Origin of the sequence: Microbacterium hanjuni (genome assembly GCF_043556395.1) — a bacterium.
GTDB lineage: Bacteria > Actinomycetota > Actinomycetes > Actinomycetales > Microbacteriaceae > Microbacterium.
The window spans coordinates 916285-933316 of record NZ_JBIGIK010000002.1 but is presented as its reverse complement, the minus strand read 5'-3'; the positions used below and the strand labels follow the sequence as shown (position 1 = coordinate 933316).

17 protein-coding genes and 1 tRNA gene are annotated in these 17032 nt (G+C 70.0%); 13 read left to right on the top strand and 5 right to left on the bottom strand.

Annotated features, from left to right (window positions below):
• Positions 1-72: 72 nt before the first annotated feature.
• From ACFXP5_RS12220 to ACFXP5_RS12210, 3 genes are read right to left on the bottom strand one after another with little or no spacing between them, the layout of a single operon-like run.
• A complete protein-coding gene (locus ACFXP5_RS12220; RefSeq protein WP_394544814.1) occupies positions 73-1650 on the bottom strand; it encodes a bifunctional phosphatase PAP2/diacylglycerol kinase family protein in 1578 nt (525 codons plus the stop codon).
• 59 nt (positions 1651-1709) lie between these two features.
• Entirely contained in the window at positions 1710-2375 is a 666-nt protein-coding gene (locus tag ACFXP5_RS12215) for a response regulator (protein ID WP_394528343.1), read from the bottom strand.
• Positions 2372-3511 (bottom strand): sensor histidine kinase, encoded by a 1140-nt coding sequence (locus ACFXP5_RS12210; RefSeq protein ID WP_394544813.1) that lies wholly within the window; start codon positions 3509-3511, stop codon positions 2372-2374. The genes ACFXP5_RS12215 and ACFXP5_RS12210 overlap by 4 nt, the downstream gene beginning before the upstream one ends.
• 204 nt (positions 3512-3715) lie before the next feature.
• Here ACFXP5_RS12210 and ACFXP5_RS12205 point away from each other — a divergent pair, with 204 nt between their 5' ends.
• The 11 genes from ACFXP5_RS12205 (at position 3716) to ACFXP5_RS12155 (ending at position 14770) form a co-directional block, all read left to right on the top strand.
• Positions 3716-4564 carry a nitrilase-related carbon-nitrogen hydrolase gene (locus tag ACFXP5_RS12205; RefSeq protein WP_394544812.1) on the top strand — a complete coding sequence of 283 codons (849 nt, stop codon included), beginning with the start codon at positions 3716-3718 and terminating at the stop codon, positions 4562-4564.
• Between the two features lie 142 nt (positions 4565-4706).
• Entirely contained in the window at positions 4707-6137 is a 1431-nt protein-coding gene (gene hydA / locus ACFXP5_RS12200) for a dihydropyrimidinase (protein WP_394544811.1), read from the top strand.
• A 50-nt stretch (positions 6138-6187) separates the two neighbouring features.
• Positions 6188-7204 carry a TIGR03842 family LLM class F420-dependent oxidoreductase gene (locus ACFXP5_RS12195; RefSeq protein ID WP_394528347.1) on the top strand — a complete coding sequence of 339 codons (1017 nt, stop codon included), beginning with the start codon at positions 6188-6190 and terminating at the stop codon, positions 7202-7204.
• Positions 7201-8139 (top strand): ABC transporter permease, encoded by a 939-nt coding sequence (locus ACFXP5_RS12190; protein WP_394528348.1) that lies wholly within the window; start codon positions 7201-7203, stop codon positions 8137-8139. Before ACFXP5_RS12195 ends, ACFXP5_RS12190 begins: the two co-directional genes overlap by 4 nt.
• Positions 8139-8939 (top strand): ABC transporter ATP-binding protein, encoded by an 801-nt coding sequence (locus ACFXP5_RS12185; protein ID WP_394544810.1) that lies wholly within the window; start codon positions 8139-8141, stop codon positions 8937-8939. The genes ACFXP5_RS12190 and ACFXP5_RS12185 overlap by 1 nt, the downstream gene beginning before the upstream one ends.
• Positions 8936-9742 (top strand): ABC transporter permease, encoded by an 807-nt coding sequence (locus ACFXP5_RS12180; protein ID WP_394528350.1) that lies wholly within the window; start codon positions 8936-8938, stop codon positions 9740-9742. Before ACFXP5_RS12185 ends, ACFXP5_RS12180 begins: the two co-directional genes overlap by 4 nt.
• Before the next feature lie 82 nt (positions 9743-9824).
• On the top strand, positions 9825-10979 hold the full coding sequence (locus ACFXP5_RS12175) for an ABC transporter substrate-binding protein (protein WP_394544809.1): 1155 nt from the start codon (positions 9825-9827) through the stop codon (positions 10977-10979).
• A gap of 174 nt (positions 10980-11153) precedes the next feature.
• Positions 11154-12479 carry an aspartate aminotransferase family protein gene (locus ACFXP5_RS12170; protein ID WP_394544808.1) on the top strand — a complete coding sequence of 442 codons (1326 nt, stop codon included), beginning with the start codon at positions 11154-11156 and terminating at the stop codon, positions 12477-12479.
• Between the two features lie 8 nt (positions 12480-12487).
• Positions 12488-13987 carry a CoA-acylating methylmalonate-semialdehyde dehydrogenase gene (locus ACFXP5_RS12165; protein ID WP_394544807.1) on the top strand — a complete coding sequence of 500 codons (1500 nt, stop codon included), beginning with the start codon at positions 12488-12490 and terminating at the stop codon, positions 13985-13987.
• Positions 13988-14070: 83 nt separating this feature from the next.
• Positions 14071-14143 (top strand) — tRNA-Arg (locus tag ACFXP5_RS12160).
• 99 nt (positions 14144-14242) lie between these two features.
• A complete protein-coding gene (locus ACFXP5_RS12155) occupies positions 14243-14770 on the top strand; it encodes a hypothetical protein (RefSeq protein ID WP_394544806.1) in 528 nt (175 codons plus the stop codon).
• 4 nt (positions 14771-14774) lie between these two features.
• Here the strand turns inward: ACFXP5_RS12155 and ACFXP5_RS12150 are convergent, their stop codons facing one another.
• Together ACFXP5_RS12150 and ACFXP5_RS12145 are read right to left on the bottom strand one after the other, a co-directional pair.
• Complete coding sequence (locus ACFXP5_RS12150) at positions 14775-15323, bottom strand: asparagine synthase (RefSeq protein WP_394528675.1); 549 nt, start codon at positions 15321-15323, stop codon at positions 14775-14777.
• A gap of 75 nt (positions 15324-15398) precedes the next feature.
• Positions 15399-15830 (bottom strand): YdeI/OmpD-associated family protein, encoded by a 432-nt coding sequence (locus ACFXP5_RS12145; RefSeq protein WP_394544805.1) that lies wholly within the window; start codon positions 15828-15830, stop codon positions 15399-15401.
• A gap of 173 nt (positions 15831-16003) precedes the next feature.
• Between ACFXP5_RS12145 and ACFXP5_RS12140 the strand changes: the two genes are divergently transcribed.
• Both ACFXP5_RS12140 and ACFXP5_RS12135 read left to right on the top strand, forming a co-directional pair.
• Positions 16004-16414, top strand: coding sequence for a DUF4383 domain-containing protein (locus ACFXP5_RS12140; RefSeq protein ID WP_394528355.1), 411 nt, complete (start codon positions 16004-16006; stop codon positions 16412-16414).
• A 16-nt stretch (positions 16415-16430) separates the two neighbouring features.
• Entirely contained in the window at positions 16431-17009 is a 579-nt protein-coding gene (locus ACFXP5_RS12135) for a hypothetical protein (RefSeq protein ID WP_394544804.1), read from the top strand.
• The last annotated feature ends 23 nt before the right edge of the window (positions 17010-17032 follow it).

Here is a 17032-nt window from a genome sequence, read left to right as displayed (position 1 = left end):
ACCCGCGCGCGGGTACGCTGTCGATTCGGCGACGGGATGTCGACTCGGCGACAGGACAGATGCACAGGGGGCTCAGGGGGCGTAGACCTCGAGCGCGTCGGGGACCGCGGCCAGATGCAGCACGTAGTGGTCGCCGTCGAGCGGCGGAGTCTCTTCGAGCTCGCCGTCGTGAGCATACGGCACGACGCGACCATCGCGCAGCGGCACGGCGACCGTCGCCTGATCGACGAGGAGTCGCTGGACGTCGGAGGCGGGGGGCAGCAGGTGCAGGGCGCGGAGGACCGCGGCGGTCTTGCGCCCGAAGGCCAGTGAGCCGAAGGCCCGCAGCCGGGAACCGCGGGCGTGCAGGATGCGGAGGTCGAGCTCGTCGGCGTTCAGACTGCGCCGCTGCATGGTCGAGACGCGGCCGGGCGCGTTCTGGCCGATGCTGATGAACATCGACCACACCCGCATCGGCTCACCGTCCACCTCGATCATGATCGGGCGTGCCGTGCGCAGCACGACCGCCGCGGCGATGACGGCCGCAACCCACTTGCCCCAGCGATCCTGCCGGCGCACGCGCTCCGCGACGAAGTCGGGGTAGATCCCGACCGAGATGGTGTTCAGCACGGTGATGGGCGCTGCGTCCCCCGCCTGCAGGGACGCGACGCCGACGCGCACGCCACGGCCGGTGCGTGCCGCCTCGATGGCCGCCGCCGGGGTTTCGACACCGATCGCTCGCACGAAGTGGTTGAAGGTCCCGCCCGGCATCGCCAGCATCGGCAACGACAGGTCGCGCGCGATCTCGGCCATCCGCGACACCGAGCCGTCGCCGCCGTACACGGCCAGTACGCGGGGAGGATGATCGGATGCTGCCGCCTCGCGCACGATCCGGTCCATCGGCATATCCGGGGTCATCTCCGCGACGCGCGCGTCGGGCAGCAGCTCGGCGAAGACGGGGCGAGGGTCGGGGCGCACGACGGACGTGCCCGCCTTCTCGTTGAGCACGATGAGCACTCCCGCGCCGTCGCCCGCGTCGGGAAGGGTCGCGCGCACGTCGGTGGTCGATGCGCCCTCCGGGTGATCGGCCGGGCGGCGGGGAGGCACGATGACGGCTCCCGCCGCGGCCACACCGGCGCCCAGCAGCACGCCGCCCGCCACGTCCGACGCCCAGTGGGCCCCGACGTGCAGGCGCGAATAGGCCACCGCGGCGGCGATCGGCACCACGACGGCGCCGACGACCGGCGACTCGATCGCAACCCCCACCGCGAAGCCCGCTGCGCTCGCCGAGTGACCCGAGGGGAACGACGCCGATGTGGGGTAGCGGTGCAGCTGCCGCCGCTCGGGCACCTCGGCCCACAGCGGCCGCGGACCGCCGAAGAGGTGCTTGCCGAGCAGGTTCGCCACCGCGCTGGACGCGGCGAGGGACAGGACGCCGCGCAGCGCCGCCCGCGGCTTGCCGATGATCACGAGCGCCGCGGCGATCGCGAACCACAAGCGCCCGCGGTCGGCGGCACGGGAGAGGCGGCGGAGGCCGAGGTCCAGACCGCGTCCGGCCGCGGAGGCGTTGATCCAGCGGTTCACCGCCCGGTCGCCTCGGCGCACCCACGCGGGCAGCACCTCGGCTCGTCGGTGGGTGAGGATCGGATGCCGCAGTCGCCCCAGTCGCATGGTGCGACGCTACCGCGGCGATCCCGAGAACCGGCTGGTACAGGGTGGCCCGCTCGGGGTCACGCGAGCCCGTGCTCGAAAGCGAAGACCACGAGCTGAACACGATCGCGGAGGGCGAGTTTGCCCAGGATCCGGCTGATGTGCGTTTTCACTGTGGCCTCGGAGAGGAACTCCCGGGCGGCGATCTCGGCGTTGCTGAGTCCGCGGGCGGCGCTCGCGAAGATCTCCCGCTCCCGCTCGGTCAGCGCGAGGAACGCCGGGGGAACCGGCCGGGGCGCGGCGGTGGTGAGGGCTGCGAGCAGCTCGCGCGTCGCGGCCGCCGCGATCACCGCGGAACCGGCGTGCACCGTGCGGATCGCGGCGAGGAGGAACTCGGGGTCGGCGTCCTTGAGCAGGAAGCCGCTCGCTCCCTCCCGGATCGCGCGGGCCGCCGCCTCGTCGAGGTCGAAGGTGGTCAGCATGACGATGCGCGGGTGGTGCTCGGCGCCGGCGGGCACCGGGCCCGCGAGCACCGCGGCGGTGGCCGCCAGCCCGTCCATCCGAGGCATCCGGATGTCCATCAACACCACGTCCGGCCGCGTGGCGCGGATGACCTCGACCCCTTCGGCACCGTCCGCCGCCTCCCCCACCACGTCGAGGTCGGGCTGGGAGTCGATCAGCATGCGGATCCCGGCGCGGAACAGCGCCTGGTCATCGACCAGGGCGACACGAATCGGCTTGCTCATGACGTCGCTCCCACCGGTAGCACCGCGGCGACCACGAATACCCCGCCCTGGGGTCCGGTCTCGAGCCGCCCGCCCACGAGCTGCGCGCGCTCGCGCATCCCTATCAGCCCGTGCCCGCCCGGCCCCGGCTCGCCGCGGCGCCCGTTGCGCACCGTGAGCTCCACGCGCTCGGGATACCACCCCAGGTGCACCGCGACCACGCCGCCGTCGCCGTGCCGGAGCGCGTTGGTGAGGGCTTCCTGCAGGATGCGGTAGACGGCCAGCTGCACAGCGGCAGGGGGATCGGACGCTGCGACCGGGTCGACGTCGACGCGCAGCTCGACGCCGGCTTCGCGCACCCGGGAGTACAGCACCTCGACGTCGGCGAGCGTCGGTTGCGGCCCCGCGCTCTGACTGTGCCGCAGTTGTGTCAACAGCACCCGCACGTCGGTGAGGGCTGCGCGGGCGGTCGTCGAGATCGTCGCGAGCGCGGTCGTGGCGGCGGCGGGGTCGGATGCTGCGGCGTAGCGCGCTCCGTCGGCCTGGGCGATCACCACGGCCAGCGAATGCGCGACGACGTCGTGCATGTCGCGGGCGATGCGCACCCGTTCCCCCTCGGCCGCGGCCTGGGCTTCGGCGATCTCCTGCGCCCGCCGGGTCTCGATCCCGGTACGCGCGGTGCGCACGAGCGCGCCGCTGACCCACGACAGCAGGAGCGCGAACAGCGCTGCGACCAGCACGGCGAGCGCTGTGGGGAGGCTGTCGAGGGTCACCCCGTTGAGCACGATGAAGAGATAGACCGTGATGACCACGGCCCCCGCCACCGCCGAGGCCAGACCCAGCCAGTAGACCAGCCGCGAGCCGTACGCAGCGGTGACGTACAGCACCGCGAAGATCGCGACGTTCGCGGGGACGGGGCCGAGCAGGAAGACCATCTGCAGCACCGCGCCGGCCCAGGCGACGCCGAGCGCGGGGCCCGGCGCCCACCGCCGGATGCCGAGGGCGAGCGACATCAGCAGTGCCACCGTGACGCCGCTCCACGATGTCGAGACCGACGTCCACGCGGCCGACACCTCCAGGCCGACCGTCCCGAACGCGAAGACGACGGCGACGAGGACGTCGACGATGATCTGAGACGGGCGCAGGGTACGAAGCATCCGTTTCACGCTACGCGCCGGTGCGCTCGACAGCATCCGTCTGAGGATGTATCCCTGACTTAGGCCACTGGACGATGCTGTTACGGATTGGTCATAGTCCGAAACGGTCGAGAAACGTGCGAAGGGCACGATGACAGAGGGCAAGGACGCCCCGACGCCCCGTCACCTTCGACGGGTCCCGCCACGATCAGCACGGAGGCACCAATGACGACGGTGAGAGCGGCAATCACGCAGACCACGTGGACGGGTGACAAAGCGTCGATGCTCGACAAGCACGAGCAGTTCGCGCGGGATGCGGCGGCGCAGGGCGCGGAGGTGGTGTGCTTCCAGGAGCTGTTCTACGGCCCGTACTTCGGCATCACCCAGGACAAGAAGTACTACGGCTACGCGGAACCGGCCGACGGACCGATCGTGCAGCGCTTCGCCGACGTGGCGCGCGAGCTCGGCACCGTGATGGTGCTGCCGATCTACGAAGAGGATCAGACCGGGGTCTACTACAACACCTCGGTGCTGGTGGATGCTGATGGCACGATCCTCGGCAAATACCGCAAGCACCATCTGCCGCACCTCGATCGGTTCTGGGAGAAGTTCTACTTCCGCCCGGGCAACCTCGGATATCCCGTGTTCGACAGCGCCGTCGGAAGGATCGGGATGTACATCTGTTACGACCGGCACTTCCCGGAGGGATGGCGCGAACTGGGGCTCAACGACGCCCACATGGTGTTCAACCCGAACGCGACGAAGCCGGGCCTGTCGAACCGACTGTGGGAGGTCGAGGGTCCGGCGGCGGCCGTGGCGAACGGGTACTTCGTGTTGCAGCCCAACCGCGTCGGCCGCGAGGACAACGAGTACGGCGACGACGCGGTGACCTTCTACGGCACCAGTCAGGTGATCGATCCGCGCGGCAACTTCGTGGGCGAGCGCGGTTCGGGAGAGCACGAGGAGATCCTCGTTCGCGACCTCGATCTCGACATGGTGCGCGAGATGCGCGACGACTGGCAGTTCTATCGCGATCGCCGCCCCGACTCCTACACGAGGATCGCCCAGCCGTGACCGCGCCGAGCGGAGCGATGGCACTTCCGGGGACGCTGGCACCGGGACTGGCGGGCGACGGCCGCAGGCCGTCGCGGGCATGCGTTCCCGGAAGTGCCATCGCGCAGCGCGAGGAGCAGCGCAACCATACGGAGGGAACGAGATGAAGACTCTCATCACCGGCGGCACGGTCGTCGGAGCCACGGGCCGTGGCCTCGCGGACGTGCTCGTGGACGGCGAGACCATCGCCGCCGTGCTGGCGCCGGGATCGACGCTGCTCGGCTTCGATGTCGCAGCCAACGTCGACACCGTGATCGACGCCACCGGGAAGTACGTGATCCCCGGCGGCATTGACGCACACACCCACATGGAACTGCCGTTCGGCGGCACGAACGCGTCGGACACCTTCGAGACCGGAACCCGCGCGGCGGCCTGGGGCGGCACGACCACGATCGTCGACTTCGCGGTGCAGCGCACCGGCGAGCGCGTCGAAGACGGACTCGCCGCCTGGCACGAGAAGGCCGCCGGAAACTGCGCGATCGACTACGGCTTCCACCAGATCATCGGCGGTGTCGACGACCAGTCGCTGCGGGCGATGGACTCGCTCGTGGACGAGGGCATCTCGAGCTTCAAGCTCTTCATGGCCTACCCCGGCGTGTTCTACTCCGACGACGGTCAGATCCTCAAGGCGATGCAGAAGTCGGCCGACACCGGGCTGTTGACGATGATGCACGCCGAGAACGGTCCGGCGATCGACGTGCTCGCCGCCCAGCTCGCCGAGGCCGGCAAGAAAGCGCCGTACTACCACGGCATCGCCCGCGCCTGGCAGATGGAGGAGGAGGCGACGCATCGCGCGATCATGCTCGCGAACCTCACCGGGGCACCGCTGTACGTCGTGCACGTCTCGGCGAAGCAGGCCGTCGAGCAGCTCGCCTGGGCGCGCGATCAAGGCTGGAACGTCTTCGGCGAGACATGCCCGCAGTACCTCTATCTCTCGCTCGAGGAGCAACTCGGCGCGTTCAGTGAAGAGTGGGGCGCGTTCGAGGGCGCGAAGTGGGTGTGTTCGACGCCGCTGCGCAGTCGCAGCGAGGGCCACCAGCACCACATGTGGCAGGCGCTGCGCACCAACGACGTGCAGATGGTGTCGACCGACCACTGCCCGTTCTGCATGAAGGGCCAGAAGGAGCTCGGCCGCGACGACTTCCGCGCGATCCCGAACGGGATCGGCTCGGTGGAGCACCGGATGGACCTCATGTACCAGGGCGTGGTCACGGGTGAGCTGACCCTCGAGCGGTGGGTCGAGCTGACCAGCACCACCCCGGCGCGCATGTTCGGGATGTACGGCAAGAAGGGCGTCATCCAGCCGGGCGCCGACGCCGACATCGTCGTCTACGACCCCGCCGGCCACACCTCCATCAGCGCGGCGAGCCACCACATGAACATGGACCACTCCGCGTGGGAGGGGTTCGAGGTCGACGGGCACGTCGACACCGTCCTGTCGCGGGGACGCGTGATCGTCGACGACGGCGCGTACCGCGGCGCCAAGGGCGACGGTCGGTTCATCAAGCGCGGCCTCAGCCAATACCTGATCTAGGCGTTCTCGTCTCGCAGCTTCGCTCCTCGCTCAACGACCTTTAGGTGATCATGGATTTCGGAGTCGTCCTTCAGACCAACCCGCCCGCCTCGCGCACGATCCAGCTCGCTCAGCTGGCCGAGGCGCACGGCTTCAGCCACGTGTGGACCTTCGACTCGCACCTGTTGTGGGAGGAGCCGTACGTCATCTACTCCGCGATCCTCGCCGCGACGCGTCGGGTCACGGTCGGTCCGTTCGTGACCAATCCCGCGACCCGGGATTGGACGGTGACCGCTTCGGTCTTCGCGACGCTCAACGAGATGTACGGCAACCGCACGATCTGCGGGATCGGGCGCGGCGACTCGGCCGTCCGCGTGACGAACGGCCGCCCCTCGTCGATGGCGGAGCTGCGCGAAAGCATCCACGTCATCCGCGAGCTGGCCAACTCCCGGGCGGTCGAGTACAAGGGCGCCACCCTGCAGTTCCCCTGGAGTCGCGGGTCGGAGCTGGACGTCTGGGTGGCCGCCTACGGCCCGATGGCGCTGAAGCTGACCGGTGAGGTCGCCGACGGCTACATCCTCCAACTCGCCGACGTCGACATCGCCGCGTGGATGATCAAGACGGTGCGGGATGCTGCTGCCGCTGCGGGCCGTGATCCCGACTCGATCGCGTTCTGCGTGGCCGCTCCGATGTACATCGGCACCGACCGGGCGCACATGATCGAGCAGTGCCGCTGGTTCGGTGGCATGGTGGGCAACCACGTCGCCGACATCGTGAGCAAGTACGGCACGGGCGGCTCGGTGCCCGAGGCGCTGACCGACTACATCGCCGGGCGCACCGGCTACGACTACAACTCGCACGGCAAGGCCGACAACGACCACGTCGACTTCGTGCCCGATGAGATCGTCGAACGGTTCTGCATCCTCGGCACCGCCGAGGAGCACATCGCCAAGCTCGAGCAGCTGCGCGCGCTCGGGGTGACGCAGTTCGCCGGCTACCTGCAGCACGACAACAAGGAAGAGACCCTGCGCGTCTACGGCGAGCGCATCATCCCCACCCTCGGCGAGCACGTCACGGCGAAGGTATGACCACCTCGACCGATCTCGGCACGTCGACGATCGTCGCATCCGCCCCCCGCCGCGTGCGGCGCCCCGGATCATCGGCCGCCGCCAGTTGGGGCTGGGGACTCACCGGTCTGCTCGCGATCGTCGCGCTGTGGGAGGGATACAAGCTGCTCGCGCCGGAGGACGGCGTGATCGTCGGCGGACTGCGGGTGCTGCCGCGAACGACCGACCTCGCGATGCCGCACATCTGGGAGATGGTCGTGCGGCTCGCCGAGCCGGTGACCCGCGGGCCCGACGCCGTGCCGTTGTGGACGGTGGTCGCCCTCGCGGGCCTCACCACCCTCGGGATCGCCGCCGCGGGATGGGTGCTCGGACTCGTCGTGGGCGTGGGACTCGCCCTCGTCATGCAACGGTGGCGGATCGCCGAGTGGGGCCTGCTCCCCTGGATCGTGCTCAGTCAGACGGTGCCGCTCATCGCCTTCGCCCCGCTCGTGAAGAGCTGGGGCTCGCAGCTGTCGCGGGGCGGTGTGGACTGGCAGGACTGGATGTCGGTCGCCTTGATCGCTTCCTACCTGGCGTTCTTCCCCATCACGGTCGGCACCCTCAAGGGCCTGCAGTCGCCCGACCGCCTGCACGTCGAGCTGCTGCACACCTACGCCGCGGGCTACTGGCGCACCCTCTTCTCGCTGCGCCTCCCCGCCGCCGTCCCCTACCTCCTTCCCGCCCTGCGCCTCGGCGCCGCCAACGCCGTGATCGGCGCGGTCGTCGCGGAGGTCTCGACCGGTCTGCAGGGCGGCATCGGCCGCCTGCTGGTGCAGTTCGCGGGGCAAGCGTCCGGCGACCCGGCCAAGCCGTGGGGCCCGATCTTCGGTGCGGTCGCCCTCGGGCTCGTGGCCGCAGCATCCATCGCCCTCCTGGGGCTGTCTCTGCAGAAGTACCGACGAGGGGAAGCGGCCTGATGAGCGACGCGGTCGTGGTCACCGGTGTATCCAAGACGTTCGACACGCGAGAGGGTGTGGTCACCGCTCTGGACGGCGTGGATCTCACCGTCGCCGAGGGCGAGTTCGTCTCGCTCATCGGGCCGTCCGGATGCGGGAAGTCGACGCTGCTGCGCCTCATCGCCGACCTCGATTCGACGACGTCGGGCACCGTCGAGGTGTTCGGGAAGACCCCCGATCGCGCGCGCCGCGACCAGGAGTACGGGATCGCGTTCCAGCAGGCGGGGCTGCTGCCCTGGCGCACGGTCGCCGCCAACATCGCCCTCCCTCTCGAGCTGCACGGGGTCGGCGCGGGCGAACGACGCACGCGCGTGGCGGAGCTCGCCGAGATGGTGGGCCTGGCGGACTTCACGGGCCGCTACCCCGACCAGCTCTCGGGCGGGATGCAGCAGCGCGTCGCGATCGCCCGCGCCCTGGCCGAGCGACCGCGGCTGCTGCTCATGGACGAGCCGTTCGGCGCGCTGGACGAGATGACCCGCGAGCGCATGCAGGACGAGCTCGCGCGGATCGCCGCCGAGACCGGCGCCGCCGTCGTGTTCGTGACCCACTCGATCGCCGAGGCGGTGTTCCTCTCCGACCGGGTGGTGGTGATGTCGCCGCGGCCGGGACGCATCACTGCGATCGAGCAGACCCGCTTCGGCGGCGAACGCGACGAGGCGCTGCGCGAAGACGCGGCGTTCTTCGAGCGGGTCACCGCGGTGCGTGCCGCGCTGCACGGCGCGCCCGCCCCCACCGGCGCTCGAGGGGTGGACGGACGGTGACGTCGCTGGCGCACGGCCGCCGCCTGAGCGCCGCCACGGAGGCGCGACTGCGGGTCATCACCCCGATCGCGGTCGGGGTGATCGCCCTCGCGGCGTGGCAGCTGCTGGTCACCGTGGGCGGCGTATCGGACTACCTCCTCCCCAGCCCCGCCTCGATCGCGGCGGAGGTCGTGGAGTTCTGGCCCGCGATCTCGTCGGCGGCCGTGGTCACCGGTTTCAACGCGCTCGTCGGTCTCGTCGTCGGCGGCGCCCTCGGGGTGCTGCTCGCCGCTCTCGCCGCGCAGTGGCGCCCGATCGACGGCATGTCGACGCCGATCGTCGCCGCGCTCGCGGTGGTGCCCATCGTGGCGCTCGCGCCGGTGTTGAACTCCATGTTCGGCGCCGACAGCCAGTTCGGCCGGCAGGCGATCGCTGGCCTCGCCGCCTTCGTGCCGGTCTTCGTCAATACGCTGCGCGGCCTCCGCCAGACGCGGGCCGTCCACCGCGACCTCCTCCGCGCGTACGCGGCCGGTCCCGGACAGATCTTCCGCACCGTGACCCTGCCCACCGCCGTTCCCTACGTGCTCACCGGCCTCCGCATCGCGAGCTCGCTCGCCGTCATCTCAGCGCTCGTCGCTGAGTACTTCGGCGGCCCCCGCGGCGGTCTCGGCACCTTCATCTCGACCTCGGCCGCCACCAGCGCCTACGCCCGCGCCTGGGCGTACGTCGCGGCGGGCATCGTCGTCGGGCTCGTCTTCTTCCTCGCCACCGCCCTGCTCGAACGCATCGTCCGCCGCCGCATCCCGTCGGAGGGGGCGCGCTGACGCGCTCCACACGACGGTGCCCGCGTCCTCGCTCACCGAGGTCGTCCCCGCACCACCGCACTCACTACCCGAAAGGAACGACATGAGACACCGCACACGTCGCGCGCTGACGACCGGCGCCCTCGCCGTCTCGGCCGCCATCGTCCTGGCTGCCTGCTCCGGCGGCGGCACGACCCCCTCCGAGTCCGGCGATGGCGGAGGAGAAGAGCTCACCCCCGTCACCCTGCAACTGCAGTGGCTGCCCCAGGCGCAGTTCGCCGGGTACTTCGCCGCCGTCGATCAAGGCTTCTTCGAAGAGGAGGGCCTGGATGTCGAGATCGTCCCCTCGGGCGGCGACATCGTTCCGCAGGACGCCCTCGCCAACGGTGACGCCGACTTCGCGATCGCCTGGGTGCCCAAGGTGCTCGGCTCGATCGAAGCGGGAGCCAACCTCACCGACATCGCGCAGATCTTCCAGCGCTCGGGCACGCTGCAGGTGTCGTGGGCCGACTCCGGCATCGATTCCGTCGCCGACTTCGAGGGCAAGCGCATCGGTTCGTGGGGCTTCGGCAACGAGTGGGAGATCTTCGCGGCGATGGCTGCCGAGGGACTCGATGCGAGCACCGTGCAGATCATCACGCAGGACTTCAACATGAACGCCTTCCTGCAGGGCGACATCGACGCAGCCCAAGCGATGACCTACAACGAGTACGCCCAGCTGCTCGAGACGATGAACCCCGACACCGGCGAGCTGTATCAGCCGGAGGACTTCAACGTCATCAGCTACCAGGACACCGTCGGCGGGATGCTGCAGGACGCGATCTGGGCCGACACCGAGCGGCTCGATTCCGACGAGGAGTACGCCGCCACCGCGGTGTCGTTCCTCAAGGCCGTCGTGAAGGGGTGGGCCTTCGCCCGCGACAACCCGCAGGACGCGGCCGACATCACCCTCGCCTCCGGTTCGGGCTGGGGCCCGAGCCACGAGCTCTGGATGATGAACGAGACGAACAAGCTCATCTGGCCGGCCGACGACGGTATCGGCATCATCGACGAGGCCGCGTGGGCCCAGACCGTGGAGGGAGCGATGGCCGCCGTCAACGAGACCGGCGCTCACCTCATCACGGCCGAACCGCCCGCGACCGCGTATTCCAACGAGTACATCCAGCAGGCCCTGGACGAGCTCGAGGCTGAGGGCGTCGACATCACCGGCGAGAGCTTCGAACCCGTCGAGGTCACACCCACCGAGGGCGGAAGCTGACGCTTCGTCTCGCTACGCTCGCTCAGCGACCGGACACGGGAGAGGGGTTCCCTTCCGGTCGCTGAGCGAGGAACGTAAGACCCCACCGCCCGGTCGCTGAGCGAGGAACGTAAGACCCCACCGCCCGGTCGCTGAGCGAGGAGCGAAGCGACGAGACGAAGCGCAGGAGAACGTATGACCGACACGACCACCGACCTCGACGCGCTGGCGAAACAGCTCGACCGGCAACACGTGTTCCACTCCTGGTCGGCGCAGGCGACGCTCGACCCGGTCGTGCTGGCCGGCGGGCTGGGAACCACCGTGTGGGATCACGCGGGGCGGCGCTACCTCGACTTCTCGAGCCAGCTCGTGAACGTGAACATCGGCCACCAGCATCCCGCCGTCGTCCGCGCCATCCAGGAACAGGCGGCGACGCTGTCCACCATCGGCCCGGCCACCGCGAACCTGACCCGCGGTGAGGCCGCCCGCCGCATTCTCGACAAGGCGCCCGAGCGATTCGCCAAGGTGTTCTTCACCAACGGCGGCGCGGACGCGAATGAGAACGCGATCCGTCTCGCCCGCCTGCACACCGGCCGTGACACCGTGCTGTCGACCTACCGTTCGTACCACGGCAACACCGGCGCGGCGATCGTCTCCACCGGCGACTGGCGTCGCATCCCGAACCAGTACGCGCGCGGACACGTGCACTTCTTCGGGCCGTATCTGTACCGCACCGAATTCTGGGCCACCACCCCGGAGGAGGAGTCGGCGCGCGCCCTGCACCACCTCGAACGCGTCATCCAGGCGGAGGGTCCCTCGACGATCGCGGCGATCCTGCTGGAGACCGTCCCCGGCACCGCGGGAGTGCTCATTCCGCCGCCGGGATATCTCGCCGGCGTCCGCGCACTCGCCGACCGCTACGGCATCCTGCTCATCCTCGACGAGGTGATGGCCGGGTTCGGGCGCACCGGCCGCTGGTTCGCTTTCGACGGCTACGACGTCGTTCCCGACCTGATCACCTTCGCCAAGGGCGTCAACTCCGGCTACGTTCCCGTCGGCGGGGTGATCATCTCCGAGGACATCGCCGCGCAGTTCGACGAGCAGGTGTTCCCGGGGGGTCTCACCTACAGCGGCCACCCGTTGGCGGCAGCATCCATCGTCGGCGCCCTCGACGCCATGGATGACGAGGGCATCATCGACCACGCCCGCCGGATCGGCGCCGAGGAGATCGGGCCGCAGCTCGAGACCCTCGCCGAGAAGCACGCCGTGATCGGCGAAGTGCGCGGCGAAGGGGTGTTCTGGGCCCTCGAACTGGTGACCGACCGAGCCACGCGAGAGCCGTTGCCGGGTGCGGCGATGGCCTCCCTCAAGCGCAGCCTCCTGACGAAGGGCCTCCTCCCGTTCGTCTCGGAGAACCGCATCCACGTCGTGCCGCCCTGCGTCGTCACCGCCGACGAAGTCGCACAGGCGACCGCGATCTACGACGAAGCATTCACCGAACTGGCCGAAGGAACCCGATGAGCACCACTATGACCGACCTCCCGCTGCTCGATCACTGGGTCGATGGCGCCCCCTGGGCGGGCTCCTCGGAGCGCACGGGTGACGTGTTCGACCCCGCGCGGGGCGTCGTGCAGAAGCACGTGCGCTTCGCCTCCGTCGACGACGTGGCGGATGCTGTCGCCTCGGCCGTGCGCGGCGCGGCGCTCTGGCGGGAGGCGAGCATCTCCAAGCGCACGCAGGTGCTCTTCGCTTTCCGTGAGATCGTCAACGCCCGCAAGGACGAGCTCGCCGCCCTGCTGACCTCCGAGCACGGCAAGGTCACCGCCGACGCCCACGGCGAGATCGCCCGCGGGCTCGAGGTGATCGAGTTCGCCTGTGGCGTCGGTCCACTCAGCAAGGGCGCCTACTCGGAGAACGTGTCGACCGGCATCGACGTGTACACGCTCCGCCAGCCCCTCGGCGTGGTCGGCATCATCAGCCCGTTCAACTTTCCGGCGATGGTGCCGATGTGGTTCTTCCCGCTCGCGATCGCCGCGGGCAACGCCGTCGTGCTGAAGCCCAGCGAGAAGGACCCCTCGGCCGCGATCTGGATGGCCGAGCGCCTGAAGGAGGCGGGGCTGCCCGACGGGGTGTTCTCCGTCGTCCACGGCGACAAGACGGCCGTGGACGCCCTGCTCGAGCACCCCGACGTGCGCGCGATCTCGTTCGTGGGTTCCACGCCCATCGCCCGCTACGTCTACGAGACCGCGACGCGCCTCGGCAAGCGCGTGCAGGCCCTCGGCGGAGCGAAGAACCACATGCTCGTGCTGCCCGACGCCGACCTGGATCTGACGGCGGATGCTGCCGTCAACGCCGGCTTCGGGTCGGCCGGCGAACGCTGCATGGCCGTATCGGTGGTGCTCGCGGTCGACTCGGTGGCCGACGCTCTGATCGAGAAGATCCGCGAGCGCATGGCCCGCCTCAGCGTCGGCGACGGCACGCGCGGGACCGACATGGGACCGCTGGTGACGGGTGCGCACCGCGACAAGGTGGCCTCCTACGTCGAGGTCGCCGCCGGCGACGGAGCCGACGTGGTGGTCGACGGTCGCGGCATCGAGGTCGACGGCGACCCGAACGGTTTCTGGCTGGGACCCACCCTGCTCGACCGCGTGCCCACCTCGTCCGCTGCCTACCGGGAGGAGATCTTCGGCCCGGTGCTGTCGGTCGTACGCGTCGTGGGGTACGAGGAGGGTCTCGCGCTGATCAACTCGGGCGCGTTCGGCAACGGCACCGCGATCTTCACGAACGACGGCGGAGCTGCTCGGCGGTTCCAGCACGAGGTGCAGGTCGGCATGATCGGGGTGAACGTGCCGATCCCGGTGCCGGTGGCGTACCACTCGTTCGGGGGCTGGAAAGCGTCGCTCTTCGGCGATGCGAAGGCCTACGGCACGCACGGTTTCGACTTCTTCACCCAGGAGAAGGCCGTCACCTCGCGGTGGCTCGATCCCTCGCACGCGGGTGTGAACCTCGGCTTCCCCCGCCACGATTGAGCGGGCCGTCCTCGATTCGCGGGCAGGTCTGTCGTGGGGTAATGTAGTCCAAGGCCTCCGCACCGTTTCGTGTTGGGGGCCGCGCGCCCGTAGCTCAATGGATAGAGCATCTGACTACGGATCAGAAGGTTGGGGGTTCGAGTCCCTTCGGGCGCACACTGTGTTGAGACAGTGACTGCCCCGGCTCCGCGAAAGCGGGCCGGGGCTTTTTCTCTGCCCGCCCACGCGCGAGCACCGCTCTGAAAGCATGTCCGAGTGAGTTACCGCAGCACCGACGACACCGTCGCCTACGAGGCGACACGCATCACCGTGCGCGTCTCCGCTCCGTTCGACGAGGTGAGGGCCCGCTTCGAGACGGCCGTTCCTACCCTCGACCCCGCCGACCTCGACGCCGTGGTGAGCGGCCGGGTGGCGTGGGAGGACTTCATCCGCGGGCTCGCCTGGGAGGCGCCGAACGGATTCGTGCGCGTCGCGACGGATGACCTGGGACGGGTGCTGGGCGTGGCCGGCGGGACTGCGGCCGCCGTCTCGTACGCGGTCCTCGACTGGGCGGCGGCCGGACGCATCCATCGTCTCGAGCCGAGCGCTCTCGTCTATCTGCCACTGCGGATGCTGCTGGCCTCGCGCGCCGATCACGTCGCGCTGACCTTCGACCAGCCGAGTTCCCAGCTCACCAGCTTCGGTCTGAACAAACTCACCCAGGCCGGCCGTGAGCTGGACCGGAGACTCGCCGACCTCCTCGAGGAGATCGACATACCGAGGCCCGCAGCGCTCGGCCGCTGAGCCGTCAGTCGGCGGAGTTCTGCGCCCGTCGTTTCGCCTGCGAGGCGAGGCGAGCCAGATCGATCATGCGCAAGGCATCCATCCGCGCCTTCCGCATCGTCTCGTACTCCGGATCGGCCTCCGGCGTCATCGCCTCGACCTTGAGGCGCCGCTGCAGGTTGGCCTCCACATCACCCCACGCCGCGTCGCGGGCGCTTTCCAACAACTCGGCGACGCGCTCGGGGTCATCGGCGCGTTCGCGCAGTTCCTTCGCGACGCCGAGGTACTGCTTACGTCGGCGGCGCAGGTTCGCGGTGTCACGGTCGCGGTAGTCGTGGGTGCCCGACGACGTGGAGAACTTCCCCCACGCGCCTCGGCGCAGGCGTTTCGCCCGCTCGGCCGCCCGGGTCTGCTCCTCCGCGAGCGTGTGCAACGTCTCGCGGACGACCTCGGCGAACACCTCGGGGTCGAACTGCCCGCCCCCGGAGATCGTCTCGACGAGGATGCGATTGCGCACGCTCAGCCTCGCCGCCGCCAGCGCGATGGAGACGCCCTCGGCGACAGCATCCGACATCGTCTCCACGGCACCTCCTCCGTCTTCGAGGCTAGCGCCCGGCGACCGGGTTGAACGCGACGGGGTCGAACGCGGCTAAGGCAGCAGCTTCGCGGCGATCCGCGCGATCCGCCGCGTGCGGGTCGCCGAGCCCACTGCGCCTTCGACCTCCGCCACCTGCGCTTTGCGGGCGCTCGGAGAGAGGGCCTCGAACGCCTCCCGCACGTCGAGCGCGGCGAGCGCTGCCGCGAGATCGTCGGGAACCGCGACCTCCCGTGGCGCGTCGTCCAGCGAGATCTCGACCGAGATGGGGTCTCCCCCGGCGAGCCCTGTCTGGGCGCGCTTGTCGGCCGAGAAGGGAATCAGCGCTCGACCGCCCATCGCACCGACCGTGCTTCGGAAGGCGAAGCCGTTCACGACGACCCGCACGGCCGGACGCTTGCCCCCGCCCAGCTCGGTGAGGATCTCGGGCGGGACCTCGATCCCGGTGTTCTTGCCCTGCAACAGGAGCCTCGTGTCGAACCGCATGGTTCGAGTGTGCCAGGTCGCGCGCGCCTATCGGCTGGCTGCCGCCGCCGCAACCCCCGTGTCCGCGCCCGCGCCGACCCCGAACCTGGGAAACCGCCCAATCCGTTCTGCGCTGTAGAACGAAACACCACCAGATGCCGCACACTGCTGCGTCCCCAATCACGGAGGTCCTCATGGGCTCGTCACCGAATCGTCTCGTCGCCACCATCTTCGGCGCCGTCTACCTGCTCGTCGGTCTGCTCGGCTTCGCCGCGACCGGCGGCGTCGGCTTCATCGCCACCGAGGGTGGCCTGCTCCTCGGCATCTTCGAGGTGAACCCGCTGCACAACATCGCGCACCTCCTGATCGGCGCCGCGCTGCTCATCGCCGGCCTCGCCAACGTGCGGGCCGCCAAGAGCGTCAACCTGACCGTCGGCGCCGTCTACCTGCTGCTGGGCATCGTGGGCTTCTTCCTGGTCGGTACCGCCGCCAACATCCTCGCGTTGAACGCCGCCGACCACTTCCTGCACCTCGGCAGCGCGGTCATCCTGCTCGGTGTCGCCCTCGCCGCGGACAAGAACGTCCCGCGTCGCGCAGCGGTCTGATCGGAACATCGACACCGTGGTCGTGCAACAACACATCCCGGCGGCCGTGTCAGCGCCTCGCGTTGACACGGCCGCTCGGCCCGTCCGTTTCACCGGCTCCTGGCCGACGCTCGCCGCGTGGGGCGCCGGGCTGATCCAGACCGCTCTCGGAGCGGGTGCCATCGTGGCCGCGGATTCGGGTCCACTCGCCCGGGGGGTCGGCGTCGTTCTCGCCACGCTGGGGTTGCTCACGCTCGCGTGGGGGGCCGTCTCGCTCTCGAGCGCACGGCTGGTCATCGCCCGCATCGCCCTCGCGGGGGCGACCGGCGGCGTGTTGACGATGTTCGCCCTCCTCGCTGTCTCACCGACCCGCACCAGTGTGGCCGCGGTCGCCGCGGGGACCCTGCTCACCATGGTCGTGGGGGCGGCCTGCGCCGGAGTCGTTCGTCGCGGTGTCGACCGCCCGCGTGACACCGGTTCGCTGCACGGCATCGTGGGGATGCTCGTGGCCGCCGCCTTCATCGCGGTGATCGTCACCCCGGCGCTGGGCGCGACGCAGGACGCGGTGCTGCTCACCGACGACGGAACGGTGCCCACGGTCGTCCACGACCACTGACCCCGGGCCCGTGCCGAGTGCAC

Coding starts and splice junctions, on each gene's coding strand:
- ACFXP5_RS12185 (WP_394544810.1), top strand. CDS start 8,139: ATGAGCGACGCGGTCGTGGTCACCGGTGTATCCAAGACGTTCGACACG.
- ACFXP5_RS12205 (WP_394544812.1), top strand. CDS start 3,716: ATGACGACGGTGAGAGCGGCAATCACGCAGACCACGTGGACGGGTGAC.
- ACFXP5_RS12140 (WP_394528355.1), top strand. CDS start 16,004: ATGGGCTCGTCACCGAATCGTCTCGTCGCCACCATCTTCGGCGCCGTC.
- ACFXP5_RS12170 (WP_394544808.1), top strand. CDS start 11,154: ATGACCGACACGACCACCGACCTCGACGCGCTGGCGAAACAGCTCGAC.
- ACFXP5_RS12165 (WP_394544807.1), top strand. CDS start 12,488: ATGACCGACCTCCCGCTGCTCGATCACTGGGTCGATGGCGCCCCCTGG.
- ACFXP5_RS12210 (WP_394544813.1), bottom strand. CDS start 3,511: ATGCTTCGTACCCTGCGCCCGTCTCAGATCATCGTCGACGTCCTCGTC.
- ACFXP5_RS12190 (WP_394528348.1), top strand. CDS start 7,201: ATGACCACCTCGACCGATCTCGGCACGTCGACGATCGTCGCATCCGCC.
- ACFXP5_RS12145 (WP_394544805.1), bottom strand. CDS start 15,830: ATGCGGTTCGACACGAGGCTCCTGTTGCAGGGCAAGAACACCGGGATC.
- ACFXP5_RS12220 (WP_394544814.1), bottom strand. CDS start 1,650: ATGCGACTGGGGCGACTGCGGCATCCGATCCTCACCCACCGACGAGCC.
- hydA (WP_394544811.1), top strand. CDS start 4,707: ATGAAGACTCTCATCACCGGCGGCACGGTCGTCGGAGCCACGGGCCGT.
- ACFXP5_RS12175 (WP_394544809.1), top strand. CDS start 9,825: ATGAGACACCGCACACGTCGCGCGCTGACGACCGGCGCCCTCGCCGTC.
- ACFXP5_RS12215 (WP_394528343.1), bottom strand. CDS start 2,375: ATGAGCAAGCCGATTCGTGTCGCCCTGGTCGATGACCAGGCGCTGTTC.
- ACFXP5_RS12150 (WP_394528675.1), bottom strand. CDS start 15,323: ATGTCGGATGCTGTCGCCGAGGGCGTCTCCATCGCGCTGGCGGCGGCG.
- ACFXP5_RS12195 (WP_394528347.1), top strand. CDS start 6,188: ATGGATTTCGGAGTCGTCCTTCAGACCAACCCGCCCGCCTCGCGCACG.